At 36.5% G+C, this 24,684-nt stretch carries 27 protein-coding genes and 1 tRNA gene; 13 read left to right on the top strand and 15 right to left on the bottom strand.

The window, feature by feature from the left end; genetic code table 11:
- Positions 1–63: 63 nt before the first annotated feature.
- On the bottom strand, positions 64–2,340 hold the full coding sequence (locus AC57AW_RS08930; RefSeq protein ID WP_496351572.1) for a polyribonucleotide nucleotidyltransferase: 2,277 nt from the start codon (positions 2,338–2,340) through the stop codon (positions 64–66).
- A 442-nt stretch (positions 2,341–2,782) separates the two neighbouring features.
- On the opposite strand from AC57AW_RS08930, the gene AC57AW_RS08925 reads away from it, so the two are divergent.
- Together AC57AW_RS08925 and AC57AW_RS08920 are read left to right on the top strand one after the other, a co-directional pair.
- The gene (locus AC57AW_RS08925) at positions 2,783–4,204 is read left to right on the top strand and encodes a sugar MFS transporter (RefSeq protein WP_318848295.1); all 1,422 of its coding nucleotides are present in this window, start codon (positions 2,783–2,785) and stop codon (positions 4,202–4,204) included.
- Between the two features lie 122 nt (positions 4,205–4,326).
- Positions 4,327–4,686, top strand: a complete 360-nt coding sequence (locus AC57AW_RS08920; RefSeq protein ID WP_318848296.1) for a DUF4260 domain-containing protein — start codon at positions 4,327–4,329, stop codon at positions 4,684–4,686.
- Between the two features lie 370 nt (positions 4,687–5,056).
- Here AC57AW_RS08920 and rpsO read toward each other — a convergent pair whose 3' ends face one another.
- On the bottom strand, positions 5,057–5,326 hold the full coding sequence (rpsO, locus tag AC57AW_RS08915; protein ID WP_045494446.1) for a 30S ribosomal protein S15: 270 nt from the start codon (positions 5,324–5,326) through the stop codon (positions 5,057–5,059).
- Positions 5,327–5,499: 173 nt separating this feature from the next.
- Between rpsO and AC57AW_RS08910 the strand changes: the two genes are divergently transcribed.
- The 6 genes from AC57AW_RS08910 (at position 5,500) to AC57AW_RS08885 (ending at position 9,908) form a co-directional block, all read left to right on the top strand.
- Positions 5,500–6,048, top strand: coding sequence for a pyruvate decarboxylase (locus AC57AW_RS08910; RefSeq protein WP_496351571.1), 549 nt, complete (start codon positions 5,500–5,502; stop codon positions 6,046–6,048).
- A 348-nt stretch (positions 6,049–6,396) separates the two neighbouring features.
- Entirely contained in the window at positions 6,397–6,669 is a 273-nt protein-coding gene (locus AC57AW_RS08905) for a bacteriocin-like protein (RefSeq protein ID WP_496351570.1), read from the top strand.
- Positions 6,670–6,816: 147 nt separating this feature from the next.
- On the top strand, positions 6,817–6,966 hold the full coding sequence (locus AC57AW_RS08900; protein ID WP_496351569.1) for a bacteriocin-like protein: 150 nt from the start codon (positions 6,817–6,819) through the stop codon (positions 6,964–6,966).
- 342 nt (positions 6,967–7,308) lie between these two features.
- Entirely contained in the window at positions 7,309–8,631 is a 1,323-nt protein-coding gene (mgtE, locus tag AC57AW_RS08895) for a magnesium transporter (RefSeq protein ID WP_318848298.1), read from the top strand.
- 26 nt (positions 8,632–8,657) lie between these two features.
- Positions 8,658–9,398, top strand: a complete 741-nt coding sequence (locus AC57AW_RS08890) for an ABC transporter substrate-binding protein (RefSeq protein ID WP_496351568.1) — start codon at positions 8,658–8,660, stop codon at positions 9,396–9,398.
- Positions 9,399–9,440: 42 nt separating this feature from the next.
- Positions 9,441–9,908 carry a cupin domain-containing protein gene (locus tag AC57AW_RS08885; protein WP_496351567.1) on the top strand — a complete coding sequence of 156 codons (468 nt, stop codon included), beginning with the start codon at positions 9,441–9,443 and terminating at the stop codon, positions 9,906–9,908.
- Positions 9,909–10,010: 102 nt separating this feature from the next.
- Here AC57AW_RS08885 and AC57AW_RS08880 read toward each other — a convergent pair whose 3' ends face one another.
- Together AC57AW_RS08880 and AC57AW_RS08875 are read right to left on the bottom strand one after the other, a co-directional pair.
- A complete protein-coding gene (locus AC57AW_RS08880; RefSeq protein ID WP_496351566.1) occupies positions 10,011–10,460 on the bottom strand; it encodes a GAF domain-containing protein in 450 nt (149 codons plus the stop codon).
- A gap of 13 nt (positions 10,461–10,473) precedes the next feature.
- Positions 10,474–11,901: a TonB-dependent receptor gene (locus AC57AW_RS08875; protein WP_318848301.1), complete on the bottom strand. Its 1,428-nt coding sequence runs from the start codon at positions 11,899–11,901 to the stop codon at positions 10,474–10,476.
- A 54-nt stretch (positions 11,902–11,955) separates the two neighbouring features.
- Between AC57AW_RS08875 and AC57AW_RS08870 the strand changes: the two genes are divergently transcribed.
- Entirely contained in the window at positions 11,956–12,723 is a 768-nt protein-coding gene (locus tag AC57AW_RS08870) for an MBL fold metallo-hydrolase (protein ID WP_318848302.1), read from the top strand.
- A 93-nt stretch (positions 12,724–12,816) separates the two neighbouring features.
- Positions 12,817–12,896: transfer RNA gene (locus AC57AW_RS08865), tRNA-Leu, on the top strand.
- Here the strand turns inward: AC57AW_RS08865 and AC57AW_RS08860 are convergent.
- From AC57AW_RS08860 to AC57AW_RS08850, 3 genes are all read right to left on the bottom strand, one after another.
- The gene (locus AC57AW_RS08860; RefSeq protein WP_496353876.1) at positions 12,850–14,424 is read right to left on the bottom strand and encodes a recombinase family protein; all 1,575 of its coding nucleotides are present in this window, start codon (positions 14,422–14,424) and stop codon (positions 12,850–12,852) included. The genes AC57AW_RS08865 and AC57AW_RS08860 overlap by 47 nt on opposite strands.
- A gap of 18 nt (positions 14,425–14,442) precedes the next feature.
- A complete protein-coding gene (locus AC57AW_RS08855; RefSeq protein ID WP_290300469.1) occupies positions 14,443–14,604 on the bottom strand; it encodes a hypothetical protein in 162 nt (53 codons plus the stop codon).
- Positions 14,605–15,143: 539 nt separating this feature from the next.
- Positions 15,144–16,148 (bottom strand): PDDEXK nuclease domain-containing protein, encoded by a 1,005-nt coding sequence (locus AC57AW_RS08850; RefSeq protein ID WP_496351565.1) that lies wholly within the window; start codon positions 16,146–16,148, stop codon positions 15,144–15,146.
- Between the two features lie 490 nt (positions 16,149–16,638).
- Between AC57AW_RS08850 and AC57AW_RS08845 the strand changes: the two genes are divergently transcribed.
- The 3 genes from AC57AW_RS08845 to AC57AW_RS08835 are packed head-to-tail and all read left to right on the top strand — an operon-like array spanning position 16,639 to position 18,662.
- The gene (locus AC57AW_RS08845) at positions 16,639–17,049 is read left to right on the top strand and encodes a single-stranded DNA-binding protein (protein WP_428140554.1); all 411 of its coding nucleotides are present in this window, start codon (positions 16,639–16,641) and stop codon (positions 17,047–17,049) included.
- A gap of 38 nt (positions 17,050–17,087) precedes the next feature.
- Complete coding sequence (locus tag AC57AW_RS08840) at positions 17,088–18,161, top strand: DUF932 domain-containing protein (RefSeq protein ID WP_428140510.1); 1,074 nt, start codon at positions 17,088–17,090, stop codon at positions 18,159–18,161.
- Positions 18,162–18,218: 57 nt separating this feature from the next.
- Positions 18,219–18,662, top strand: coding sequence for a JAB domain-containing protein (locus AC57AW_RS08835; RefSeq protein WP_428140509.1), 444 nt, complete (start codon positions 18,219–18,221; stop codon positions 18,660–18,662).
- A gap of 457 nt (positions 18,663–19,119) precedes the next feature.
- On the opposite strand, the gene arsB is transcribed toward AC57AW_RS08835, so the two are convergent.
- From arsB to AC57AW_RS08795, 8 genes are read right to left on the bottom strand one after another with little or no spacing between them, the layout of a single operon-like run.
- Entirely contained in the window at positions 19,120–20,151 is a 1,032-nt protein-coding gene (gene arsB / locus AC57AW_RS08830) for an ACR3 family arsenite efflux transporter (protein WP_496351564.1), read from the bottom strand.
- Between the two features lie 6 nt (positions 20,152–20,157).
- Positions 20,158–20,649, bottom strand: a complete 492-nt coding sequence (locus AC57AW_RS08825; protein ID WP_496351563.1) for a GNAT family N-acetyltransferase — start codon at positions 20,647–20,649, stop codon at positions 20,158–20,160.
- Between the two features lies 1 nt (position 20,650).
- On the bottom strand, positions 20,651–21,262 hold the full coding sequence (locus tag AC57AW_RS08820) for an arsenate-mycothiol transferase ArsC (RefSeq protein WP_496351562.1): 612 nt from the start codon (positions 21,260–21,262) through the stop codon (positions 20,651–20,653).
- 15 nt (positions 21,263–21,277) lie between these two features.
- Positions 21,278–22,051, bottom strand: a complete 774-nt coding sequence (locus AC57AW_RS08815) for a metallophosphoesterase family protein (RefSeq protein WP_496351561.1) — start codon at positions 22,049–22,051, stop codon at positions 21,278–21,280.
- A gap of 6 nt (positions 22,052–22,057) precedes the next feature.
- Positions 22,058–23,119, bottom strand: coding sequence for an ArsO family NAD(P)H-dependent flavin-containing monooxygenase (locus AC57AW_RS08810; protein WP_496351560.1), 1,062 nt, complete (start codon positions 23,117–23,119; stop codon positions 22,058–22,060).
- A 55-nt stretch (positions 23,120–23,174) separates the two neighbouring features.
- On the bottom strand, positions 23,175–23,648 hold the full coding sequence (locus AC57AW_RS08805; RefSeq protein ID WP_496351559.1) for a DUF6428 family protein: 474 nt from the start codon (positions 23,646–23,648) through the stop codon (positions 23,175–23,177).
- A 55-nt stretch (positions 23,649–23,703) separates the two neighbouring features.
- The gene (locus AC57AW_RS08800; protein ID WP_496351558.1) at positions 23,704–24,273 is read right to left on the bottom strand and encodes a hypothetical protein; all 570 of its coding nucleotides are present in this window, start codon (positions 24,271–24,273) and stop codon (positions 23,704–23,706) included.
- Positions 24,273–24,599, bottom strand: coding sequence for an ArsR/SmtB family transcription factor (locus AC57AW_RS08795; RefSeq protein WP_021190660.1), 327 nt, complete (start codon positions 24,597–24,599; stop codon positions 24,273–24,275). Before AC57AW_RS08795 ends, AC57AW_RS08800 begins: the two co-directional genes overlap by 1 nt.
- Positions 24,600–24,684: the final 85 nt, after the last annotated feature.

The raw sequence follows: 24,684 nt of genomic DNA, 5'->3' as shown, positions 1-24,684 counted from the left end.
AATGACCTAAAAAGCAAAAATCCCTCAAATTGAGGGATTTTTTATATCTAAGAATGAATCTTATTAAGCTTCGTTAGAAGGAGCTTCGTTTTCCACTTGGTTTTCTCCTTGTGGTTTTTCTCCTTCAGGTCTTCTCTGCCCTTCAGGCCTTCTCTGTCCCTCAGGTCTTCCTTGTCCTTCTGGTCTTCTTTGACCTTCTGGTCTACTTTGTCCTTCCGGTCTTGCAGGTCTTGGTAAAAGAACTTTTCTTGAAAGTTTCATTTTCTTACGGTCATCATAACCCATGAACTTCACTTCTACTTCATCACCTTCTGCATAAGGAACTTTGTCTAGACGAGCCCATTCAATTTCAGAAATATGAAGAAGTCCTTCTGTTCCTTTAGCAATCGCTACAAATGCACCAAAGTCCATTACCTTCACTACTTTACCATTGTAAACCTCACCTACAACCGGTACGAAAGTAATTTCGTTAATTCTTGCAACAGCAGCATTGATTTTCTCTCTGTCTGTTCCTGCAATTTCGATACGTCCGATCTCACCTACTTCTTCAATAGCAATAACGGTATCTGTATCTTTCTGCATCTGCTGAATGATTTTTCCACCAGGCCCGATTACAGCACCAATGAAGTCTTTAGAGATCTCCATTACTACCATTTTAGGAGCGTGAGGCTTCACGTCTGCTCTTGGTTCAGAAATTGTTTCAGTGATTTTATTTAAGATGTGTAATCTTCCGTCTCTAGCCTGCATCAAAGCTTTTTCCATGATATCCATAGAAAGTCCCTGGATTTTGATATCCATCTGACAAGCTGTGATACCGTCTGCAGTACCTGTTACTTTGAAGTCCATATCTCCAAGGTGATCCTCATCTCCTAAGATATCAGAAAGTACAGTGAATTTACCAGATTTTGTATCCGTGATCAATCCCATTGCAATACCGGAAACAGGTTTTGTAATCTTTACCCCTGCATCCATTAACGCCAATGTTCCTGCACAAACTGTTGCCATTGAAGACGAACCGTTTGATTCAAGGATATCAGAAACAATTCTGATTGTATATGGATTTTCTTCAGGGATTACAGCCTGCAATGCTCTCTGAGCAAGGTTACCGTGTCCTACTTCTCTTCTTGAAGTTCCTCTTAGAGGTCTTGCTTCACCTGTAGAGAATGGTGGGAAGTTATAGTGTAGGAAGAATTTTTCGTCGTGCTGAGAAATAACACTGTCTACCATGTTTGCATCTTTCACAGAACCTAAAGTTACCGCTGTTAAAGACTGAGTTTCACCTCTTGTAAACACTGCAGAACCGTGAGCTCCCGGAAGGTAATCAATTTCTGACCAGATTGGACGGATCGTTTGAGGATCACGACCATCAAGACGGATATTGTCTTCAAGGATCATCTGACGCATAGCTTCTTTCTCTACATCATGATAATATACTTTTACGAAAGGTGTTACTCTTTCCAATTCTTCAGCATCTTCAGCATATTGAGCTAAAAACTCTTCACGAACTGCTTTGAATTTATCTCCTCTCTCCTCTTTACCAGATGGAGTTCTTGCAACTTCATATACTTTATCGTAAGTCTCCTTCCAAACTTTTGCACGAATTTCTTCGTCATGGTTTTCGTGAGAATATTCTCTTTTAGGGAAAGCTTTTCCTACTTTTTCTGCTAATCTTTCCTGAGCTTCAATTTGCTTTTTGATTTCAGCATGACCGAAGATAATAGCTTCTAACATCTCCTGCTCAGAAATTTCTTTCATTTCTCCTTCTACCATTACGATGGAGTCTTTAGTAGCTCCAACCATGATATCCAATTCAGAATTTTTCAATTCTTCATAGCTAGGATTAACAGAAAGTTTTCCGTCAAATCTTACCACTCTTACCTCAGACATTGGCCCATTGAAAGGAATATCAGTAATAGCAATAGCTGCAGAAGCTGCCAAACCTGCTAAATCATCAGGAATTGTTTTTCCGTCATAAGAAATTAATGAAATCATTACCTGAACTTCAGCATGGAAATCTTCAGGGAAAAGCGGACGTAGAACTCTGTCTACTAAACGCATCGTTAAGATCTCCTGATCAGAAGGTCTTGCTTCTCTACGGAAGAAGTTTCCAGGAATTCTTCCACCTGCATAGAATTTTTCTCTGTAATCAACTGTTAATGGTAAAAAATCTACACCAGGATTTGCTTCTTTATTGGCTACAACAGTTGCTAAAAGCATTGTTCCACCCATTTTTACTACCACAGATCCATCAGCCTGCTTAGCCAATTTCCCTGTTTCAATAGTGATTTCTCTGCCATCAGCAAGAGTAATCATCTCTGTAAACGCTTGAGGTATACTCATAAATTTGTCTTCTTAATACTCCGTATTGAGTATGAATTAATATTTAAACTCTTTAAATTTCGTGTGCAAAGGTACTATATAATAATGAAATATTAAATTTTTCACTTGCATAAATAGGCTCTCAAAATACAAAAAATTGGCTATCAGTTGATGAAATATTCAAAATTTATAGCTGTAATCTCAACTTATTCATTATTTGTGAAAATAAAAATGTGTTTTTCTAAAAATAATGCATTGAAAAATCCTGTTGTTTTTGTATTATTGTCTCAAAAAATGAAAATAACATTCTGACTTGAAAAGGAGTATACATTTCATTATAAAAACCATTAAAATTATTGCAAACATATAGGTGGATTCCTATATTTGCCTTACTTCACAAAAATGCAATGCTGTAGGCAAAAAAGAGTTAAGGACCTATCCTTATACAGATAAATAAATGTTTATGATTAATAAAGAAGTACAATCGCAAAGCAGGAATTATACGGTTCCGTTGGTTACCATCACCCTGCTATTTTTTATGTGGGGATTCATCACCTGTATGAATGACATTCTGATCCCCTATCTGAAGCAACTTTTCAATCTTACCTTTTTCGAATCCATGCTGGTGCAGTTCTGTTTTTTCGGGGCTTACTTTATCGGATCGTTGATTTATTTTCTGATCTCTATCACCAAGGGAGATCCTATTAATAAGTTAGGATATAAAAAAGGAATCCTGTTCGGGATTTTTCTGGCAGCTTTTGGCTGCGTGTTGTTTTATCCGGCAGCTACGTTCTCGTATTATCCGTTATTTTTAGGAGCTTTATTTATCTTAGGATTAGGCTTTACGGTACTGCAGATTACTGCCAATGCGTATGTTTCATTACTGGGGAGTGAAGAATCTGCTTCCAGCCGACTGAATATGACACAGGCATTCAATGCATTCGGAACAACGATTGCCCCTGTGCTTGGAGGCCACCTTATTTTTGAATTTTTCTCGTCTCCGGATGGATCATTCAGTGCAGTAGCAACGAGAATTCCGTATCTTATTTTCGCGGGTATTCTTTTGTTGGTAGCCTTATTGATTTCCAGAGTTAAACTTCCTTCATTCCAGATGGGTGAAGAGGAAGTGGTAAAAGGCTGGGGAGCGCTTGAATTCAGTCATCTGAAATTCGGCGTATTTGCCATGTTCTGCTATGTAGGCGGAGAAGTAGCAGTGGGGAGTTTCATCATCAGTTTCCTTGAACAGCCTCAGATCATGGGGTTTAATGAAATCATCAGTAAGAATTACCTTTCCATGTATTGGGGTGGAGCTATGATTGGCCGTTTCCTTGGAGCAATCTCTTTAAACCAATCTTTAAGCCAGAGCAAAAAAGCTCTTTATATGCTTGGGGCAGCAGGAGCTGTTTTCCTTGTGATCTTCAGCATTGTGAACCTTACCTTCTCTCAGATCAGCTTTTTCCTTGTGTTTATCGTTCTGAATTTCATTGCCTTTTTTGTTGGTAAAGCGGCTCCGGCTAGGACATTATCAATCTTCGCAGCCATCAATGTCGTATTACTGATTTCAGCCATGGTCAATCATGGGGAAATGGCGATGTACAGTATTTTAGGAATCGGAATTTTCAACTCTATCATGTTCTCTAATATTTATACACTGGCAATTTCAGGACTTGGAAAATATACGAGCCAGGGATCATCCTTAGTCGTAATGGCTATTTTAGGAGGTGCTATTGTTCCTATTTTCCAGGGATATCTTGCAGATCAGTTTGGAGTACAGCACTCGTTTATCATACCTGTGTTCTGCTATCTGGTTATTCTGATCTTTGGAGCGTATTGTACCAAATACCTTGGTCATGTAGAAAGCACTGAAGCTAAATCAGGGCATTAAAATCAATCATATCAAAATGTATAAGCGGAATATCCCAAAGGTATTCCGCTTTCTTTTTTCGATCTTAAAATGTAACTTTTCATTACCAAAAGCAACTTATCTAACAGATTAACACAATTATTATGAAAATACAATTAAAGCTTGAATACGCAGCATTTCTATTGTTGGGAGCCTATGGTTTTGCCCAAACGGGATATTCCTGGTGGTGGTTCGCGGGACTTTTTTTTGCTCCGGACATTTCCATGTTAGGTTATACCGTTAATACTAAGGTGGGAGCTTTCTTTTACAACCTTTTTCATCACTTAGGAATAGCTATTATCGTTTATTTCGCGGGAACAGCCTTATCTCTCCCTTATTTACAAATGATTGGAGCCATCTTATTTTCTCATTCCGCCTTTGACAGAATATTGGGTTATGGGTTGAAGTATCCGGATAGTTTTCAGAATACGCATTTGGGGAAGATTGGAAAGAAAGTGGAATAAAATAGCTATTGTAGAGGGCTAACCATCCCGTCAAAAATTTTTTGAATTTTCGCCACCCCTCCTGAAGAGGGGAATTACCACTCAGTTGGGATAGTTGCCCTATATTTTAATACATTTTCTATGGATGTTTCTAACTGGATTCCTACGGAATGACAAATTGAATGGATAAAAATACATTTGAATTGTGTCATTCCGTAGGAATCTAAATACTCTTTGTTACAATCAAAGACTTTTAAAACTTAAGTGCTCTTCTCAAACATTTAATAGTTTCTAAAAAATTTTTGTGCCTTTGTGGTTAAAGATTCCAAGTACTGCAAAACAAAAAAGCAACCTCTTTCGAAGTTGCTTTTATTTTGAAAATCTTTATAGATTATTTTCTTAAACCTAATGCAGCAATAATAGCTCTGTATCTTGCGATATCTTTCTTTTTAAGGTAATCTAATAAACTTTTTCTCTTACCTACCAATTTCACTAGAGATCTCTCTGTGTTGAAATCGTGACGATTAGCCTTTAGGTGTTGAGATAAGTGGTTGATTCTGAAAGTGAAAAGAGCGATTTGTCCTTCTGCGCTTCCTGTGTCTTGTGCAGATTTTCCATGTTGTGCGAAAATTTCCTGCTTTTTGTCTGTTGTTAAGTACATTCCAATATTGTTTAATGATTATTATGTAACGGGTGCAAAATTACGACTATTTTTTGATTCTGCAAACATTATTGATTTCATAAATCAAATTTGATAGAAAAAAATGTTAAAGATTTCTTAATAAATTGTATGCAATCCAACGAAAAGGCCGTAATTTTGCATTCGAATTACAAATGAAAAAAATTATATTCTTTACGGCAGTTGCTACTTTTTTATTCATCGGCATTACTTCGGTAAAAGCTCAGAAAACGGCTGATGACAAAATAAAAAAAGTTCTTTACTTCAATCCCGAGGTAGAGCCCGATGTTGATGAGATAAAAGATCCTACCAACACGGCATTCTTTGATGCTGTTTCCGATAATTTTAGCAGCAGAAGAAATAAAATGCTCCGGGCAGAAGTTCAGCTTCCTTTTGACAGTATAGATAAACAAACTATTGTAGATTACTGCCTCAATAACGATGCAGATTTTGCAATTGTCTCCAAAGTACGGTATTTCAAAGTAGGTTTTGGAAAATATGTTTTCTCCAATCAGGTAGTTGTCAGCATGAAACTTTTTGGTTCCGATGGAAATCTTGTCACGGAAACAGACCATGATACTTACCGAAAAAACATGCGTCTGCTGGGTTCTACCGTAAATTCTGTTAAAATAGGAACCGAGGGAGCTATAAAGGGAATCATTAAAAAACTGAGAAAGCTGAAACCTACCGAAGCAGAGCTTTGATCATCAATGGTCAATTTTGCTTCGTAAGTCAATCGCGAATTTTTATTCCGCTTTTCAATTAGCTATACCAGAAAAATTCATCATTCATCATTCATCATTCATCATTCATAATTCATAATTCATAATTCATAATTTTCACAAAGTATTTTCCTATTAAATAAAGCACTTGTCCACACTTATGGAACAAGCACTTTTACTTTAAATACATCATAAATAATTGATTAACAATTAAATATTTTCACCAAATGAGGATTTATTAAATATTTTTTACTATTTTAGTCTAATATTAAAACCAAAATATCATGAAAAATCTAAAGAAACTCAGCAGAGAAAAAGCAAAACAAGTTAATGGAGGATCCATGGAAAGATGCAGCGAAACCAATCCTTGCAGTGTTGGATGGTGTTGCTTTGGAATCTGTTCACCTTTCATTTGTATTGAATAAAAATAAACTAACTCACATAAAATCAAATCTCATGAAAAATCTAAAAAAACTCAGCAGACAAGTTCAAAAGGAAATCAAAGGCAGCGGTCCTTTCAAAAAGTGTACAGAACATTACGAATGTCCGGGTGGATCATGCTGTCATAACACATGTGTTCTCAATCCATGTCCACTGGAATAATATATGATCATTACAGACACCTGCACTTGTAGGTGTTTTTTATTTATAAAATCAAATAAATTATTGATTTACAGTAAAATATTTTCACCAACAAATGAATAATATAGAAATTTTCACTATTTTAGTTCAACATTAAATCCAAACTATATGAAAAACTTAAAGAAACTCAGCAGACAAGCTGCCAAAGAAATTAATGGTGGTATGAGACCATTCAGATGCAGCGAACTAAGACCATGTTCTGTGGGATATTGCTGCAATGGAGAATGTCTTGATCATGACTGTCCGATAGAGCCTTAACTATATTTGATCACCATGAAGAATTCAAATCTTAAGAGGCTGAACAGGCTGGAGCAAAAAAATATTAAAGGCAGCGGAATAAAAAAGTGTGGAGACAATTCAGATTGCGGACCATACCAGTGCTGTACAAATGCAGTTTGTACGTACATCCCTACCTCGGAATGTGAACCAATTTAAAGAATATTGGAATTTAAAATTTAATTTTTGACATCCGTTCCGACGGGTGTTTTTTTTTTGCTCTTATACTGAAGCACTAAACTTTAATTAATCCTTAATTTTGCCAGTTTATTGCCTAGTCTTAAAAATTTGAATTATTTTTGCATATCCAAAAAATTTCACGTTTTGAATTCTAGAGACGAACTTATCTTCAACCCTGCCGATATTGCCGAAACTCTCAGCGAACTTCCTGCTGATGAGAGGCTGCTCGCGTTTCTGAAGGTTCCGAAGGAATACAAAGCAGAGGTTTTTTCACATCTTGATCCTGATTTCCAGGAAGATACCATCAGGAGTATCGGAAGCGATGAAGTTTCTGAAATTCTGAATGCAATGACTCCGGATGACAGGACTGCTCTTTTCGAGGATTTCCCGGACGAGCTTATCAAATATTCTATCAATCATCTTAACCCGCAGGAAAGAAGAATTGCTTTAAAGCTGCTTGGCTACAATTCAGACTCTATTGCCCGTCTGATGACTCCTTATTATATCCAGATCCGTAGGGAATGGACGGTAAAAAGATGTCTTCAGCAGATCAAAAAGGTAGGAAAAAGAGTGGAAACCATGAACTATCTCTATGTGGTGGATGAAAGAAACCGTCTGATTGATGATTTAGCTGTGGGAAGTTTGCTGTTGGCCGAAGAAGATACTTTAGTGTCTGATCTTATGGACAACCATTTTGTTGCTATTACTACAATGACTTCCAAAGAGGATGCCGTTACTTATTTTGAAAAATATGACCGTTCAGCGCTTCCAATTATTACAGAATCGGGAGTTCTTGTAGGGATTGTAACTATTGATGATATCCTTGACCAGATTGAACAGCAAAACACCGAAGACATTCAGAAATTCGGGGGGCTTGAAGCCTTAGATTTACCTTATACCCAGACTTCTCTCATCGAAATGGTAAAAAAGAGAGGAATGTGGCTAATTATATTATTCTTTTCCGAAATGCTCACCGCATCAGCCATGGGATATTTCGAAGACGAAATCCAGAAAGCAGTGGTGTTGGCACTATTTGTTCCATTAATTATTTCCAGTGGTGGAAACTCAGGTTCACAGGCCGCAACGCTTATTATCAGAGCAATGGCACTTCAGGAAATCGGTTTAAAAGACTGGTGGTATGTCATGAAAAAAGAAATCTTCACCGGGTTGTTTTTAGGAGGAATTTTGGGAATTATCGGCTTCTTAAGAATCATGATCTGGCATGAAGCAGGCTTCTTCAGTTATGGTGCCCATTGGGTTTATGTAGGATTAAGTGTAGCCGTTTCTTTAGTATTGATCGTACTCTGGGGGACTCTTTCAGGGTCAATGGTTCCATTCATTTTAAAGAAATTAAAGCTAGACCCTGCTACTTCATCTGCTCCTTTTGTAGCAACTCTTGTAGACGTTACGGGACTTATCATTTACTTTTCTGTAGCCGGACTTTTCTTAACGGGAAAACTTTTGTAATTTTAGGCATCATCTAACATGCCAATATGAAAATCGTTTCACTTGTACCCTCTATTACTGAGGCATTATTTGACCTTGGACTCACCGAAAATGAAGTTATCGGGAGGACAAAATTCTGTATTCATCCTCAGGATAAAATAAAAAATGTAGCCGTAATCGGCGGGACCAAAAATATCAATATTGAGAAAATAAAAGCGCTGCAGCCGGATCTTATTCTTGCCAATAAGGAAGAGAACGTAAAAGATCAGGTGGAAGCTTTGATGACTGATTTTAAGGTAACCGTAACCAATGTTGAAACGATTGAAGACAATTATTATCTGCTTAAAAACCTCGGAAAACTTTTCGGAAAGGAAGAGAGAGCCCAGCTTTTCAATCTTAAAATATACGACATCCTGAATCAATCCAAGCTGGAAACTCCCATTAAAGCAGCTTATCTTATCTGGAAGAATCCTTATATGACCATTGGTTCGGATACGTTTATTCATAAAATTTTATCGGAGATTGGCTTTGAGAATATTTTCAAGGATAAAACCCGTTATCCTCAGATTACCACCGAAGATCTTGCGGATGCTGATGTAATCATGCTGTCCTCTGAACCGTTTCCATTTAAAGAAAAACATATTGAAGAACTACAGGTTTTTCACCCCAATAAAAAGATTATGATCGTAGATGGTGAAGCATTTTCATGGTATGGAACTCATATTGCAAAATGTGAGAATTATTTTAAAGAATTGCTGGCTGAAATCCACCTGATGCAGCAAAGCTGATTTTTTTTATCACCAACTTTAAACTCTAAACATTAAACTTACATGTCTGAAACAGTTATATTATCTGAAGGAGAAGAATTTGATCATGTTATTCAGGAAGTTTCAAAATATATCCATCTTTATGTAATGGCATTTGAAAAGAATGAGCGAACCATCACACAAATGGATAAGCGTGAAAATATGTATGGTGGAAACGGAACTGTATATATGCTGCAGATGTTTGATCAGAAGGAATTAGCCCACAATCGTCTGGCTGCCTATATGGTTTTACTGAATAAAGGTGATGAATCCGGGTTTCACACGCACAATCAAAGAAATGAGCAAGAACTGTATGTTGTGGTGCATGGAACCGGAGAATATCGGGAAAGAACTGGGGTTGAAGGCCCGATACGAAAGAAAATTCTTCAGAAAGGAGATATTACAGCGATCAGCTCTATAGGGTATCATTCTATTGAAAATATGGGAGATGAACCTTTAATCATGTTTGTCATTACCACTTATAATCCATAAAAAGTAAAACTGGCAATCTCTGGATTATATTTCATTTAATACTCATAAAAAAACTCCGACTATAAAAGCCGGAGTCTATATTGTAATTGTATTGAAGTTCTATTATAAAATCTTAGAAACTTCATTACAAAGCCATTCTAATAATTCACGGTCTTCATTGGTGAAAGGATCTACCGTATGGGAATCAATATCGATCTGACCGATGTTTTTTCCATCTTTAAAGATAGGAACTACAATCTCGGCTTTTGTATCAATGGAGCAGCTTAAATAATTGCTTTCTTCGTTCACATCAGGAACTACAAATGTTTCATTGGAAACAGCAACCTGGCCGCAAATTCCCTTACCGTAAGGAATAATGGTATGATCTGTTAGCGCACCTACATAAGGGCCTAAAATCAACTCCTCCTTATCTCCGTTTTTGAAATAGAAACCTGTCCAGTTGAAGTAAGAAATCTCCTGATCCAACAAGTGGCAAACTTTTTCAAGTTTTTCTTCTGTATTATGTTTTGGACTTTCAAGAATTGAGGAAAGTCTTTTCTTTAATTCTGACATTGTATATATTTTTTTAAGAGAATTGTTTTAGGGAAAGTTCTTCTTTATATCCGAACATTCCACGCTCTTTAATCATTTCTGCTACGCCTTCCGGAACCTGAGTTTCCCAGCCTTTCACACAACATGCTATTTTTCTCAATATTTCTCTTGAGTAGATTTCCAAAAACTCCGGATTATAGTTTGTAATATCTACAATACGATTGTTGTGTTTAAAATATTTATAGAGTTCTTTCAGGTTTTCTTCTACTTTCAGGTTTGAAGAATCCAGCAACTGATGGGTTTCAGGATCTTTGTAAGGATACAGATACACTCTCATCCCGTTTCTGAAAAATTTCCCGAATGCTTCAAGGATACCGCCTGACAGATTTTTGTAATATTTCTCGTCGAATACCATCAACATATTATTTACCCCCATTGCGACTCCAATATCTCCACTTGTATAAGATGCGAAATAATCGATTAGTCTGTAATATTCAGAGAAATTGGAAATAATAACGGTATATCCCAGCTTAGCCAGAATATCAACTCTGTCAAGGAAATCTCTTTCGTCAATATCTCCATCTGCTCTCAGATTGGAAATAGTGATCTCGATAAGAACTTCTGTTTCTTCATGCGTACAGATGGCATCTTTGAAAAACATATCCATCCCATTTTTAAGCATATCAATGTTTACTTTCGTTACCGGTCTGAAACTTCCTCTAACCGCGAAAATATTTTTCTTGTACAATACATCTGCCGGAAGCATATTGCTACCTTGAGAATTGAAAATCACCGCATCGGTCATTCCATTTTTCACCAGCTGAAGAGACATCAGCCTGTTATCAACGTAAGCAAAAGCAGGCCCGCTAAAATCGATCATATCAATTTCCAGGTTATCTTTCGCAACATCGTCATACAGAGATTCTACTAAAGTTCTTGGGTTGTCAAAATAATTGAAAGCCCCGAAAATAAGATTTACCCCAAGATTCCCTAAGGTCTCCTGCTGAAGGGTAGCATCATTTTCTTTGAATTTTACGTGAATCACGATTTCATTGTAATCTTCATTTTCTTTGGTCTGAAAACGAATTCCTACCCAGCCGTGGCCTTTTACAGTCTTGTCAAAATTGATGGTTGTTACCGTATTGGCGTAAGAAAAGAATTTTCTATCAGGATTATTATCTCTTGAAATTCTCTCTTCAATCAAAGCTACTTCATAGCGAAGCATTTTGCGAAGCCTGTTCTGGGTAACGTACCTGTTTTTTACTTCCTTTCCGTAGATGGCATCACTAAAATCTTTGTCATAAGCAGACATCGCCTTAGCAATCGTACCGGAAGCTCCCCCTGCTCTAAAAAAGTGGCGAACAGTCTCCTGCCCTGCTCCAATTTCTGCGAAAGTACCATAAATAGTAGGATCTAGATTAATTGTTAATGCTTTTTGTTTAGGAGTTAGTTTCTGATACATTAGGACATGAAATTTTTCGTAAATTTACCAAAATTAAACCAACCTCAAAAGAAAATGAAGTTGAAATTTTTAGGAACCGGTACTTCTCAAGGTGTACCCGTTATAGGCTGTACATGTGAAGTGTGTACTTCTGAAAATCCCAAAGACAAACGTTTACGTTCTTCTGTGATGGTGACTACGGAAGAAAATAAAAAAATATTGATTGACTGCGGTCCGGATTTCAGGCAGCAAATGCTTACCAACCAAGAACATACCGTAGATATTGCGTTGATAACTCATGAACATAATGACCACGTAATCGGGCTTGATGATATGCGGCCATTGATTTTTAAGAGTGGACATGATGTTCCTCTCTACTGCTATTCAAGAGTTGCTCATGAAATAAAAAACAGATTTCCTTATGCTTTTGCCGATGTAAGATATCCCGGAGCACCTGCTTTTGAACTTCATGAAATTGAAAATAAGCCTTTCCATGTATTGGATACGGAAATCACTCCCGTAGAAGTGATTCACTATAAAATTACGGTCTTCGGATACAAATTTAAAAACCTTGCTTATATTACAGATGCCGGATTTATTTCTGAAACTGAAAAAGAAAAACTGAAGAATCTGGATGTTTTGATATTAAACTGCATCAGAAAATTTGATCCTCATCCTGCGCATTTTATTCTTCCAGATGTTATCAAACTGTTTGAAGAACTAAAACCAAAGAAATTATTTTTAACACATATCAGCCATCATTTAGGACTGCATGACATTGAAGATAAACAGCTTCCGTCCGGAATGCACCTTGCCTACGATGGTTTGGAACTCAACTTTTAAAAATTTTTATTCAAAAAGCTTTTGAACATTGAAAAAAGTTCCTATATTTGCACACCAATTTGAAACAAACATCACGTTTGAAGTAAACATCAAGCCCAGGTGGCGGAATTGGTAGACGCGCTGGTCTCAAACACCAGTTCTTAGGAGTACCGGTTCGATCCCGGTCCTGGGTACAAGACCGGAAAGAGGTGATAATTCACTTTCCTTCCGGCTTTTTTTAGTTCCTAACTCATTGTTTATCTGGTATATATAAGAGAGTAAAACATTAGGTCGGGTGGTTCGATAATGATTTTTTGAAAATTGCAATTTTTGGGGGAATATCGAACCAATTATTTTGCGTTTAACGTCAATATCCCCGTCAGTATAGACTTTCGCGAGATCTACCAGGTTCGATAATGCTTGGTCTAGTAGTTTTAAAAAATCTATTTTTTTATTATCTTTTCCTTTAGTTAATTTAACTTCAAGCTTTTCAATTTGCCCTTTACATTCGGTCTTAATTTCAAAATAATCTTCATCATCAATTACCCCTTCCATAAGTTTATTTCTTGCCTGTTTCAACCTGCTGTTTAAACGATCTATCTCTAATAGAATTGCTTTCCTTTCCTTTTGGGGATTATTAATTAATTTTTCAAAATTTTGTTTCAATACCTTCTTTAAATAATTTTTTATAGATGTGCGCATTTCCAATGACTGCAATATCTCTAAAAATTTTGAGTTAATAATCTCAGATTTATAACGGTATGAACACGGGGACTGGCAATGGTAGTAATAATACTTATTTCCAGAACGTCCCGTAGATGCACTGCCTGTAATCAAATGACCACAATCCGGACATACCAGAAAACCTCGTAATGGTAAATTATCGTCAGACAATACTTTTACATTGGGTCTAGCTGGATTCACATTTCCATCCATTATACCTTGAACTTTTTCGAATAGTTCTTCACTGATCAAAGGTTCATGAATACTCTTAACAAAATGAGCCTCCTCTTCATTGAATTGTTCCACGTAAATTTTCCCGCAATATGCCGTATTGCGTAAACTTGCAAGAAAGGCACTTATCTTAACTGATTTTCCTTCCTTTCTGTTCATCATATCCATTATCTGGCTCGCTGAATATACGCCTTTTGACATTTCGTTAAATGCCCATCTCATGTTAGAAGCTTCTGGTTCCTTCAGAGTTACATACTTTTTTCCGTTCTCCGTTATTTTGTTAGCATAGCCGTAAGGCGCCCTTCCCATTAATCTGCCTTCCTTTTTAGCACGGCGCATTCCATAATAAGTATTCAAAGCGCGCCTGTCGTTTTCGACTTCCGGCGCAGCAAGATATATAGCCAACATCATTTTATTTTCTGGAATTGAAAGATCTAAAGGTTGCTCAATAGCCTGCGGTTCTACGTTAATTTTCCTAAGTATATTAATCATTTGATAAGCATCGCCAGCGTTCCTGCTGAAGCGATCCCATTTTGTAAAAAGCAGCAGATTTGTTTTTGAGCTTTTTCTCTTAAGTGTATCCAATAATTTGATCCACTCTGGCCTGTTAAAGGTCTTGGCTGAGTAATCTTCATAGATTATTTGACCTACTTTAATATTATTGTTTTCACAGTAACGTTTTAATCGCTCCTCCTGATCTCTTTGCGAATAGCCCTTATCTGCCTGCTCGTCAGTTGAAACACGGATATATAAATCGGCTCTTTTCATTTCTACAGTATTAAAATATTATTCATCCAAAAAACGCTTTAATACGATTGTTGATAGCATTTTTAGAAATTCTACAATCTGTTCCGCTTCCGCAATTGTTAGCTCAACTCTCTCCTCTTCTTTAAATATTTTGATAATATCATCAATGCTTATATTTTTAACTTCAAGTTTCCTTTCCATGACCGATATCTTTTGAATAAAAATATCCGGCATAATCAATCATAATGAATTGAGGCATTTACTTGCAACACTTGGCTTAGAGGTGCAAATTGATCTTAAAAGAAAAATTATAGTTTATCTCGCACTTTTAACGTTTACTCAAAAGATACAGCCTCTCAAAGCATTGTTCTACACAAATGCAGTAGCAAAGGCTCTCTCCTGTAAGTCAGCATTAGCAACAGAATTTACAATTTTGTTTATTATTTTTAAAGTGGCAACAAGAATGGTTGCGAAGAAATTCATCTTTCTTAGATGCAACTAAAATACAAATAATCAGTTGAATGTTAAAATTATAAAGTATAAAATCTAATTTTACTTTGTGAAATTTTGGAGGGACGGACTATGAAACTATATTAAGCGATAATACATCATTTCTTAATTATGACACCTTAATTGCCAAGTAGCAAAAAATATTAAAAAAACAGTAATACCGTTTTTTCTGTACAAGCCATATAAAACACTTTTTAGCCTAAATTGAATCCAAGGGCTTATGAACTCGATTATCCAATTTGCTTTTTAAGTTCCTCCTTACTTGGAAGGATAGCCTTATACTCTTTTGCAAATATTGTATTGTTGTTTTCTGGAAGTGTAAACTCGATGACTGTTTTGTTTTCTTCCTTGCAGAGAATAATTCCGATAGTAGGATTCTCTTCTTCCAGCTTTACTTTTCTGTCGTAATAATTGACATACATCTGCATTTGCCCGATATCCTGATGGCTCAGCTTTCCAATTTTTAGATCAAAAAGCACGAAACACTTCAATAAACGATTGTAAAACACTAAATCCACAAAGAAACTGTCGCCTTCGAATGTAAATCTGCTTTGCCGCCCTTCAAAGAGAAAGCCTTTTCCTAACTCCAGCATAAAATGCTCTAATTTATTGATGATCCCAGTTTCCAAATCACTTTCGGAATAGCGATTATCTTTTTTTAGATCTAAGAATTCCAAGACATAGTGACTTTTTAGAACATCGGTCGGCTTTTCTATGATCTGTCCTTTCTGAGCTAACTTCTTCACTTCTTCCTCATTCCTGCTTAATGCTAACCTTTCATATATAGCTGAATTAAACTGTCTTGTAAGCTCTCTAACGCTCCAGTTATTCTGACTCGCCTCTATTTCATAAAAATTTCTCTCATCTGAGTTTTCAATCTTCATTAATTGAATGTAGTGAGACCATGATAATGAAAAAAAAGAATTACGAGACACTGTTTCGTATTTTTCAGAAATTCTATTTTGATACGTTAAATAAAACTTTCTCATCCACTGCAAATTATCTACTGAGTAACCTCTGCCGAATTCTTTTGTCAATTGTTGACTTAGATTTTTCAAGGTTTCTTTTGCATACTCTGCTCTGTCCTTTCCGTCCTGCTCATTCTCAATGATCACCTTACCTATTTCAAAGTAAGTCAATACTATAGCGGTATTGATATTTCGAACAATACTGCGTTTAGCGTTTTCGATTAACTGCTTTATTGAAATAAAAAGATTGGATGGTAATTGACTCATATCTAAAAAATTAAAATTATCTCTGGACTCCACAGCACTAACATTTTGTGCGATATAAAGCTAATTAGCAGTATTAAAAGAAAGTTGCCGGGATTGGCTGTCATTGGCTGTCATTGGCGTAATCCAAAACGATTTCAACCAAAGAATACATCAATACTTCTCACAAGTTGTACTGCGCATTAAATAAGATTTCAATGTGATGAATCAGATCATTTTTTCATAATAAACCGGTAAAAAGGCAGCTAAGGTATTGTTGCCAGCCAGCGCTTTTCCCACCAAAAGACTACGGCATAAACGGTTTGCTCCCTAAAGGTACCCTCCAATTATTCCGTTTCCTTTTGGTCATTTTTCTTTGTCAGCACTTCATATCTGCTTTCTTTTTTCCGGTTTTTCTTTTGAAAAATATTAAACGAAGCCTGAAAGGCTTTCAGAGAAAGGACGGATAAAAGATTGAAAACAAAACAACATGTACAATCTTAAAAAAACAGTTATGAACATTATCGGAAGACTGACCAGAGATGCGGAAGTGCGCACCCTGTCAAACAAAAAACAAGTAGTTAATTTTTCAATTGCTACGAATGACAACTATCGCAATAAACAAGGCGAACGAATCGAACAGACAACTTATTTTGAATGTGCCTATTGGATTTCAACAAAAGTCGCTGAAATCTTAAATAAAGGAACATTAGTCGAATTAAGCGGAAGAGCTTATACATCGGCATGGATAGGAAGAGATGGTGAACCTCACGCAGGTCTAAATTTTCATACTTCGCAAATTAAAATTCATAACAGTACTAAAAAAAACGAAAATGATTCTAAATCATTCAGTAAAAAAGGTCAAAAAGAAACTGATAAATCTAAATCTGACGAAAGTTATACGGATGATGACCTATCTTTTTAAATCAAATACAATTTATACACATTTAAAATCTCAACATCATGGCACATAATTTAAATTTCAACAACAGAACAGGGAAATATTCATTTTTCAGTGTAAAGGAAAAAGCATGGCATAACCTGGGACAAATAGTAGAAGATTATCCAACAAGCGAAGAAGCCATAAGATTTGCAGGGCTTGATTACGAGGTGGAAAAATCACCGTTATTTACAAAAGCAACAGGCATTATCGAAACTCTGGACGGACTCGTAATGAATAATTCAGAATTGGAGATTTCAAACTATTTCGCCAATATCCGTACAGATAATAACATGGTTTTGGGAGTAGTCGGAAAAGATTACCATATTGTACAAAATCGTGAAGCCTTTTCTTTTTTCGATGCTATAGTAGGCGGTGGAGCAGGCATTTTGTACGAAACTGCAGGAGCTTTAGGAAATGGTGAGCGAATTTTTATTACCGCAAAACTTCCCGATTATATCCGTGTTGGAAACGGTGACGATATTACAGAAAAATACATTTTCCTTACTACTTCCCATGACGGGAGCGGAAGCATTACCGCCGCATTTACCCCCGTGCGCATCGTTTGCCAAAATACCTTGAATGCTTCTCTTAAAAACATGAGTAATGTTGTAAGAATAAAACATACAGCAGGAGCAAAGCAACGGTTGGACGATGCTCACAAAGTGATGGGATTAGCCAACACGTTAAGTGATCAATTAGAAAAGACTTTTAATCATTGGGCAAAGATTACAATTGGTGACGCAGAAATGAAAAAATTAATTCAGTTGGCACTCTGTCCAAATAAAGAAACTTTAACTCATCTGCAAAAAGGAAATTTTGATGAATTATCAACCGTTTTCAAAAACACCGTCGATGAAGCTTTTGCCTACGCAATGATAAGTGATACCCAACAAATGGAAACAACAAAAGGGACTTTATTTGGGGCTTACAATGCAGTGACAGGCTTCTATCAGAATGTAAAAACCTACAAAGACGACGAAGCCAAATTACAGTCCATTATTTTTGGTGGTACTGCACAAATGAAATCCCAAAAAGCATTTGAACTTTGCGAAAAGTTTGCTTACCATGGGGCAGATACTTTAATAATGAATTGAAATACGAATTATCAATGTACGGTAAACCGAAGTCTCCGCCGTACAGGAGCAAGCCAAATGAAATTCAATATTGTCAACGAAATAAAATTAAGTTATACTAGAAAAGGGAATTCTGAAAAGTTAGTCAGTAATTCACGAGATGCCATCGATGTTTTTCGTCAACATTTTGATTCTGATGAAATTGATTATCGAGAGTCTTTCTTTGCCCTATATCTAAATCAGAATAATAAGGTTCTAGGGATAAGAAAAATTTCTGAATCTGGAATTTCCTCAACTATAGTTGATGTTCGAATAATCATGCAAACAGCATTATTATGTAATGCGTCATCTTTAATAGTAGCACATAACCATCCATCTGGAAATTTAAAACCGTCAGCCGAAGATCTAAAAATTACTCAAAATTTAAAAGACGCATCAGAATTTTTTAATATTAAGTTATTAGATCATTGCATTTTAACCTCAACAGATTATATGTCATTTGCCGATGAGGGGCATATTTAAATCGGGATTATTAATACTTAAATAAGCGACAATCGAGAATTGTCGCTTATTTAAAATTCGGCGAAAAGACAATTCCTTCCTTGGGTCAGAAACGTCTTTTCGCAAATGTCAGGAGTAACCCTATTGAGAAAAATATAGATGCTTACATTTTCTCAAAAAGTTACAGGCAAATGTTAGTTTATCTATATAAACTCAGATTACAAAAAAAGGCTATTTCTGACGAAATAGCCAGGATTTTAAATGATGATTTTTTTATAAAGTTCCTGTACTTTGAGGGTTAAACTGAAAATTAACTTTCTGTCTATTACCCGCATTATCTGCTATCCATTATGTTGTGTAATCACTTATGTTACTGTTCCAGATATTTTGATGCTAAACACCTAAAAATAAGCATATAATTATCTGGAACAAAACATAATATTTAGAAATTGGAATGATTGATATGTTTGAAATTATTTTAATTGTAATACTTTTTCTTCAGCCACAAACTGGCCCTTACCAAAAGTATGAGTACCGGAACTTCTACTAACGGGCCAATAACACCTACGAAAGCCTGCGGAGAGTTGATGCCGAACACTGCGATAGCTACCGCAATCGCCAGTTCAAAATTATTTCCTGTAGCTGTAAATGCAATTGAAGCGTTTTTGTCATAAGGAACTTTCATTGATTTATTGATAAAAAAGCTCACGAAAAACATAAGGACAAAATAGATTACCAGTGGGATAGCTACTTTTACAACATCCATTGGCAGTTCCACAATTTTTTCACCTTTTAAACTGAACATTAACACAATCGTAAATAATAAAGCGTAGAGTGTTATAGGTGATATTCTAGGTACAAATTTTCTATTATACCATTCTATGCCTTTTGATTTGACTAAGAAATATCGGCTTAGAAAACCTGCGAGAAATGGAATACCCAAATAGATAAGAACACTTTCAGTGACGTCCTTCATCGAAACACTTACATTGAAGTTGGCTAATCCTAATTTACCGGGCAGGATATTGATAAATAACCAGACAAAGAAGCTGTAGGTAAACACTTGAAAGATACTGTTTAAAGCAATCAATAAAGCAGCGTATTCTCTGTTGCCTTTTGCGAGATCATTCCAAACAATGACCATTGCGATACATCGGGCTAAGCCAATAAGAATTAATCCGATCATATAATCCGGCTCATCTCTTAAAAACAAAATAGCAAGAACAAACATTAAAATAGGTCCTATCACCCAATTTAATAATAATGATATACTTATTACCTTTTTATCCCTAAAAGCAGTAGGTAAAATCGAGTAATCAACTTTAGCGAGTGGAGGGTACATCATTAAGATTAGTCCAATAGCCAATGGAATGTTAGTTGTACCTATAGATAGTGAGTCCATTACTTTTGAAGTGCCGGGAAATAAGAAGCCCAGGCCTACGCCAACTGCCATGGCAAGAAATATCCAAAGTGTTAAGTATCTGTCGAGAAATTTTAATTTTGGCTGCATATTATTTTAATTTATTCCTATTGTTTTACTTCTTCTTTCCATAATAATCGTGTCGCGCCAGGTATCTCCCAGTTTACCTATTTTTTCACGGAAACCGACTATTCTAAAACCAAAGCGCTGATGAAGCGCTACTGTTGCTTCATTTTCAGGAAACATTCCACTTTGAAGCATCCAAATTCCATAAGCTTCGCTTTCTTCAATTAGCTTGGCCATCAAGGTCTTTCCGATGCCTTTTCCTTTATGAGAATTAGAAACATAAATACTTACTTCTGCAACACCTCCGTAAACGCAACGGTCGCTCACTGCCGAAAGGGCTGCCCAGCCAACGATGATACCATCAACTACTGCTGCAAACCTGCTGTGTTTTAGTTTACTTTTATCCCAATCTTCCCACTCTGGGGCTGTTGTTTCAAAAGTGGCATGGCCTGTTTCAATGCCTTCTTTGTATATTCTGGAGATATTTGAATAATGCTCCTTACCGATCGCTGTTATTTCCATGCTATTTGTTTACCAGTGAAAAAACATAAAACATTTCTGCTGCAATCTGCAAGCTTCTTTCCGCATACACCTCTGTTTGCTGTGGGCTATTGTCCGAGGCTTTGGGATCATCGTATTTTATCGGGAATCTTGCCTCAGCTCCAAAAACCAAAGGACAGCCTTCATCTGCATTGTTACAGGTCATGATGGCACCGAATTCATTTTTAGGATTAAATTCGTTGTTATATTCTTTGGAAAAGCAGATAACCGCGGCCTCATTTTCGGCATATTTAATTGCATAGACAGGATTTTCTGTTTCGCTGAGCTTTTGAATCTGAAACCCCTGATTGCTCAATGTTTCTGCCACTTTTGGGAACATGGCTGTTGCCTCAGTACCTCCTGAATAGCAAAACACATTAGTAATACCAAAATGATAGGCTACTGTCTGAGCCCAGATCTGTGATAAATGGCTTCGTCGGCTGTTATGCGTACAGATGAAATTTAACCGGATTGTCTGGTTCTCTCTTACCTTCCTCTGTATGTAGTCCGCCAATGGCTGTAAAACTGTTTTTCTTTCTTCTGAAATACTATTTATTGAAATGGATTCAATGGTTGTTATAATTTTATGGTTCATTTTTATGGTTTAAAATTAATAGCCTCTTCTTAGATTTTCTGCATATTCATTAGGCAGGGGGCTTTCTTCTACCGCCTTTGCTGCTTTTTCAATGTCATAATCAAATCGTATAAACTCGACACCGATGCTTTCTTTGTTCAGTATAGAGCTGTTTTCATTGATGGACAGCATGACATAAGCACCGCGGACATCATTATCCTTGGGCTTACCAACGGAACCGATATTGACCGCATGACGATAATGAGCCTGGTCTTTGGATCCAGAATTTAAAATGCGGTGGTAAGGTTTGTGCGTATGCCCGAAACACATGATATCTGCATCAGCCTGCTCCATGATCCTGAGCATACTTTTTTCCTCACGGTCTTCAAAAAGATATTCATTGATCTTCCTTGGGCTGCCATGCACCAAAAGCAAATTGAGCTTATCTTCATTCAACTGAAACTCAACTTTGATATGGGCAGGAAGCGTACGCAAGTAGGCACGCTCATCGTCCTTCATGATAGAATTGGTAAAAGAGATGGAGATATTGCCATTGTCTTTTTCACTATCGGTTTTATAGGCACAGCCACACTCATTGCTCATACGTCCGATACCGAAATCGTAATTTCCTGCAATGGTTGGAATTTTCCGCTTACGGATTTCGTTAATCACTTCATTAGGCCAAATATTATAACCTACCAGGTCACCCAAACAAAAGATACTATCGGGATCTCTTTTATCTACATCTTCAAAGAAAGCTTCCAAAGCGGGTAAATTGGCGTGTATATCACTGAATAATGCAATTTTCATATTTTATTAGTTACTATTTTTTAAAAATTCTTCAATCTCAAGTATTGTCTGTTTTGCTGTTCTATTTACACCTATGATTGTGGCGGAGGCATAACCGGTCCAGTTGCCGTATCCGACGAGCCACAATCCGGGCATTTCTAATGATTTACTTTCACTGGTCTTTGCAACGCCCTTTTCGTCTATGTGTATCAATGATTTCAGATAAGAAGTATCATAACCGAATCCTGTACACCAAATAATAGCATCAAATTCCTCTTTGTCCCCATTATGCCAAATCACCCCCTTATCATATAACTTATCGAATGTACCACTTGACACCAATACGCCTCTGAGTTGGGCCTCTTTAACAGATGGAACCATTACTATATTTCCTAAATTATATTGCGATGCATCAAAGGGTTTTCCTTCTTTTTCGGCCTTGTATCGTGCCGAAGCTACGTTAAACAGATAATATCCGTCTACTTCGTCAGGCAAAAACTCTGGTTCCTTTTTGGTTGACCACTTTACAGCGGTAACTTTTGAGACCTCTGCGACAATCTGGGCGCCGGAATTACCTTCGCCTACCACCAGCGTTTTCCGTCCAGTAAAGTCTTTTGGGTTTTTATACTTTCTTGAATGAATTTGAAGCCCCTTAAAATCTTCTATTCCTGCTAGCTTTGGAATAGCCGGATTGCCCCAGGTCCCAGTTGCCGAAATAACTGTTTTAGCTTTTAAAGCTCCCTCAAGGGTATGGACCTGAAAAACATTCCCCTCCTTTTTAATTTCAAGAACTTCAATACCCCTCTTCACATTCAGTTGATAATGCTCTTCGTACTTACCCAAGTAGTCAATTGTTTCTTGTCTGAGCGGAAACCTATGCTCAGATTTTGGCATCAACCATCCGGGTAAAGAGCTGTAATCTGCCGGAGAAAACAGGGTCAGGCTATCCCAGCTATTGAGCCAGGCACCCCCCGGAATATCCTGTTTATCCAGTATGATGTATTTTAGTTTTGCCCGCCTCAGATAATATCCACATGCTAGCGCACTCTGGCCTCCGCCCATAACAATAACATCAAAGATCTCATCCATTGATTTTAATTTTAGTGCATTTTATTTAAAAGATATAATCGACATTTACAGCGAATTAGCAACATCCTCCACCCGGTGTACACGAATTATTTTGAGTACCTGCAAGTACAGAAAGATTTATCTTTTGCTTTTCAGAAGGTATCCCGCATGCATCCTGTGCAAGACAGGCAGTAGTCTTACTTTTCAATATAAAAGTTTTGCCATTGAACTCCAGATCATATTTTCCAATTGTATCACTTTGATATTCCACTTCGATCTCAGCATCTTCTATACCTAATTTTTCCTCCGAAAGTTTGATAATATTCAATAGTTTTCCAGGCTTTAAACGATGCTCAAAGTCATCGGCGTTCCATAGCTGAAAGTTCACTGCCTTTTCATCACGGATTACACCACCACAGTCAATGAATCTTTTATTAATCTGGCCGACTTCGGTCACATGGAAATGCTCGGGTACAAACGTTCCGTTTTCTAACTGAAATTCAACATTGTCTAATGTTGGAAGGATTTCTTTGATTTCTGATAATTTCATTGTTTTATATTTTATAGTTATAATGCAATATTACGATGGTTTCAAACAAATTTTTTTAACAGCACTTTAGCTGTAATTTATTAAAATACTTACTGAATCTGGGAATGTAAAGCAGCACATGTAAGAGGCTTATGATAATCGCTCCCGGCAGTAGATTTATTGCTATAAATCTAAATGTGCCATAGCTTTCTATATGTTGAAAGTTCTGCGCTAATGTAAAACCACTAGAATCAAAATTGAGTTTGATCACTAAAAATACAGCGATAGCCCCAAAGTGGAAGCCATTAACCATAAGATGGATAATATATTCCCAACGGGGAAGTCCCCCCATAAATTGTCTGCTGTCTTTTTCCACATAAGCATCCAACAGCAATGTAATGATGTCCGCAACAATCAAAACGCATCCGATTACAAACAAGTTGTTGTTTTCAATATTTATAAATAAAGTTGCAAGAATACCTGTAAATAAAAAGGCTCTTATCGTATGAGTAAGATGTTCAAAACGGCTTTCTTTATGCTCATAGAGGTGATATTTGTAAAGATGCAAAAATACACCATCAAATACTGCCAATAATGAATAGCTGATCAGTAATACCGAAGATATAATGAAAGCAGTTTCCATCATTAACAACATTTTTGATTGGTTACTGTAGAAATTATTTTTGAAAAATACTCTTTCAATATATTGAATGTATTTTCGTCAATACAGTAGCATACAGATGTTCCCTCAATGCTCCCTTGTATTAATCCCGCATTTTTTAATTCTTTCAAATGCTGTGATACGGTTGGCTGTGCTAGTGGCAGCTCATTGACAATATCTCCGGTGATACAGGTATTGACTTTTAACAGATATTCTATAATAGCAACCCTTGCAGGATGGCCCAATGCTTTAGCAATAACCGCAATCTGGTTTTGGCGGTCCGTAAAATGATCTGTCTTTGTTGCTCCCATTTTTAAATTATTATATTGCAATATTACGATATTATTTTTACATACAAAATAAAAAAAATGCATATCTAAATTTCATGTGATCTTT

The organism is Chryseobacterium sp. BGA-UO-ETr-SB22, from assembly GCF_059567885.1.
Note: the sequence above shows the minus strand (reverse complement) of the source record. Positions and strands in the feature narration are given on the sequence as shown.

What these genes read in the sequence shown, in the direction of transcription:
- AC57AW_RS08930 (WP_496351572.1), bottom strand. Translation starts at nt 2,340, where the DNA reads ATGAGTATACCTCAAGCGTTTACAGAGATGATTACTCTTGCTGATGGC.
- AC57AW_RS08925 (WP_318848295.1), top strand. Translation starts at nt 2,783, where the DNA reads ATGATTAATAAAGAAGTACAATCGCAAAGCAGGAATTATACGGTTCCG.
- AC57AW_RS08920 (WP_318848296.1), top strand. Translation starts at nt 4,327, where the DNA reads ATGAAAATACAATTAAAGCTTGAATACGCAGCATTTCTATTGTTGGGA.
- rpsO (WP_045494446.1), bottom strand. Translation starts at nt 5,326, where the DNA reads ATGTACTTAACAACAGACAAAAAGCAGGAAATTTTCGCACAACATGGA.
- AC57AW_RS08910 (WP_496351571.1), top strand. Translation starts at nt 5,500, where the DNA reads ATGAAAAAAATTATATTCTTTACGGCAGTTGCTACTTTTTTATTCATC.
- AC57AW_RS08905 (WP_496351570.1), top strand. Translation starts at nt 6,397, where the DNA reads ATGGAGGATCCATGGAAAGATGCAGCGAAACCAATCCTTGCAGTGTTG.
- AC57AW_RS08900 (WP_496351569.1), top strand. Translation starts at nt 6,817, where the DNA reads ATGAAAAACTTAAAGAAACTCAGCAGACAAGCTGCCAAAGAAATTAAT.
- AC57AW_RS08890 (WP_496351568.1), top strand. Translation starts at nt 8,658, where the DNA reads ATGAAAATCGTTTCACTTGTACCCTCTATTACTGAGGCATTATTTGAC.
- AC57AW_RS08885 (WP_496351567.1), top strand. Translation starts at nt 9,441, where the DNA reads ATGTCTGAAACAGTTATATTATCTGAAGGAGAAGAATTTGATCATGTT.
- AC57AW_RS08880 (WP_496351566.1), bottom strand. Translation starts at nt 10,460, where the DNA reads ATGTCAGAATTAAAGAAAAGACTTTCCTCAATTCTTGAAAGTCCAAAA.
- AC57AW_RS08875 (WP_318848301.1), bottom strand. Translation starts at nt 11,901, where the DNA reads ATGTATCAGAAACTAACTCCTAAACAAAAAGCATTAACAATTAATCTA.
- AC57AW_RS08870 (WP_318848302.1), top strand. Translation starts at nt 11,956, where the DNA reads ATGAAGTTGAAATTTTTAGGAACCGGTACTTCTCAAGGTGTACCCGTT.
- AC57AW_RS08860 (WP_496353876.1), bottom strand. Translation starts at nt 14,424, where the DNA reads ATGAAAAGAGCCGATTTATATATCCGTGTTTCAACTGACGAGCAGGCA.
- AC57AW_RS08855 (WP_290300469.1), bottom strand. Translation starts at nt 14,604, where the DNA reads ATGGAAAGGAAACTTGAAGTTAAAAATATAAGCATTGATGATATTATC.
- AC57AW_RS08850 (WP_496351565.1), bottom strand. Translation starts at nt 16,148, where the DNA reads ATGAGTCAATTACCATCCAATCTTTTTATTTCAATAAAGCAGTTAATC.
- AC57AW_RS08845 (WP_428140554.1), top strand. Translation starts at nt 16,639, where the DNA reads ATGAACATTATCGGAAGACTGACCAGAGATGCGGAAGTGCGCACCCTG.
- AC57AW_RS08840 (WP_428140510.1), top strand. Translation starts at nt 17,088, where the DNA reads ATGGCACATAATTTAAATTTCAACAACAGAACAGGGAAATATTCATTT.
- AC57AW_RS08835 (WP_428140509.1), top strand. Translation starts at nt 18,219, where the DNA reads ATGAAATTCAATATTGTCAACGAAATAAAATTAAGTTATACTAGAAAA.
- arsB (WP_496351564.1), bottom strand. Translation starts at nt 20,151, where the DNA reads ATGCAGCCAAAATTAAAATTTCTCGACAGATACTTAACACTTTGGATA.
- AC57AW_RS08825 (WP_496351563.1), bottom strand. Translation starts at nt 20,649, where the DNA reads ATGGAAATAACAGCGATCGGTAAGGAGCATTATTCAAATATCTCCAGA.
- AC57AW_RS08820 (WP_496351562.1), bottom strand. Translation starts at nt 21,262, where the DNA reads ATGAACCATAAAATTATAACAACCATTGAATCCATTTCAATAAATAGT.
- AC57AW_RS08815 (WP_496351561.1), bottom strand. Translation starts at nt 22,051, where the DNA reads ATGAAAATTGCATTATTCAGTGATATACACGCCAATTTACCCGCTTTG.
- AC57AW_RS08810 (WP_496351560.1), bottom strand. Translation starts at nt 23,119, where the DNA reads ATGGATGAGATCTTTGATGTTATTGTTATGGGCGGAGGCCAGAGTGCG.
- AC57AW_RS08805 (WP_496351559.1), bottom strand. Translation starts at nt 23,648, where the DNA reads ATGAAATTATCAGAAATCAAAGAAATCCTTCCAACATTAGACAATGTT.
- AC57AW_RS08800 (WP_496351558.1), bottom strand. Translation starts at nt 24,273, where the DNA reads ATGATGGAAACTGCTTTCATTATATCTTCGGTATTACTGATCAGCTAT.
- AC57AW_RS08795 (WP_021190660.1), bottom strand. Translation starts at nt 24,599, where the DNA reads ATGGGAGCAACAAAGACAGATCATTTTACGGACCGCCAAAACCAGATT.